Origin of the sequence: Maribacter sp. PR66 (assembly GCF_028464205.1) — a bacterium.
Lineage (GTDB): Bacteria > Bacteroidota > Bacteroidia > Flavobacteriales > Flavobacteriaceae > Maribacter > Maribacter flavus.
Window position 1 is genome coordinate 1 of record NZ_JAQPCH010000025.1, and the last position, 1,269, is coordinate 1,269.

Sequence of the window (1,269 nt, forward strand, 5' to 3'; positions counted from 1 at the left end):
TTTGTTCATTATTACGCTGTAGTTAAAAGTATCGTTATGTCTGCTCAGAACAGAGGAAGTTCCAGGAAGTGATCCTGTATGGACCCAATTGAAGTAATTAAAATAAGGCCGATTTAATCTGTTAGTTGGTAGAATATCCGGAACATTGGATCTACGGTCAATGTGGACAATAAACCTTGCCAAATCCTTGGCCGATGCAATCCAACCCCCATGGGCATCCATTCGGGTCACGTTCATATCATAGGGACTAAAGGAACCCTCCGTACTTGGATAATACACCACTTCATTTTCAATTCTTTCCTCCAACGTGTTGCCGCCAATTTTCATTTCCGTAATGCCCATGGGGGCAAGAATGTTCTCCTGAACATAGGCTTCATAGGTTTCATTGCTCATTTTTTCAATAACCCTACCCAAAACACAGTATCCAAAATTTAGGTAGTAGTAGTTTGGTGTCTCGTCGATCCTTCGGTTATCGATCATTTCAGAAAAAAGTTCCTGGTAGGATAGGCTGGGGTCGTCGAACATAATGTCGTACGGGTCGTTGGTCCAACCGGACCTATGCTCAATGAGGTCGTTTACTGAAATATCCAGTATGCCCGGGGAGTAGGGGAGTGTCCCGTATTCCGTACCCAATACGCCATCTTCCCCAAATACCTTGCTGCCCAAGGATACTTGCCCATCCTCACTGAGTTTTAGCATGCTGATAAAGGTGATGGGTTTTGAAATACTCGCAATCCTGAACAGGGAATTGTCTGTAACGGGAATTTGATTCTCCACATCCGCATACCCAAAGGACTTTACGTACACCAGTTGTTCGTCCTTGGTGATGGCGACCTGGAGCCCTGGCACTTGATAGGTTTCCATGAAGGAAGTGATTTGGGCTTCAAAATTCTCAAAACTGATGGATTCTTCCCCTTCTGTTTCTTCTTCAGTTACTGGTTCTCCCTCAGGTTCCTCGGTAACGGTATCCGTGGTGGTATCGGGGTTTTCTATTTGGGTAGTAGGGGTGTCCTTGGTTTCTGAAGTTTTACTACAGCTTACTAATAAAATTAAACACCCTACTAAGACAAGATTCTTCATATCCTCTTTTTAATTGATTAGGTCTTCGTAGTTCCAGTGTAAACAAGCTGGATTGGAATAATAATAATAATGGGGGAAGCATAAAAATAGGGAAAAAATATTTTTTGGGTCATCATTGTTCAATTGGTTGGTATTTGGGTTATCTGTAACCTAGGGATAAAGCTGTATTTGCATTTTTGGAAGAAAAAT

The 1,269-nt window shown here is 42.2% G+C and carries 1 protein-coding gene; it reads right to left on the bottom strand.

From position 1 onward, the window contains the following. Positions 1-1,080: serine hydrolase domain-containing protein (locus tag PP181_RS17660; protein WP_272638053.1), on the bottom strand; the 1,080-nt coding region annotated here is incomplete at its 3' end. Between the last annotated feature and the right edge of the window lie 189 nt (positions 1,081-1,269).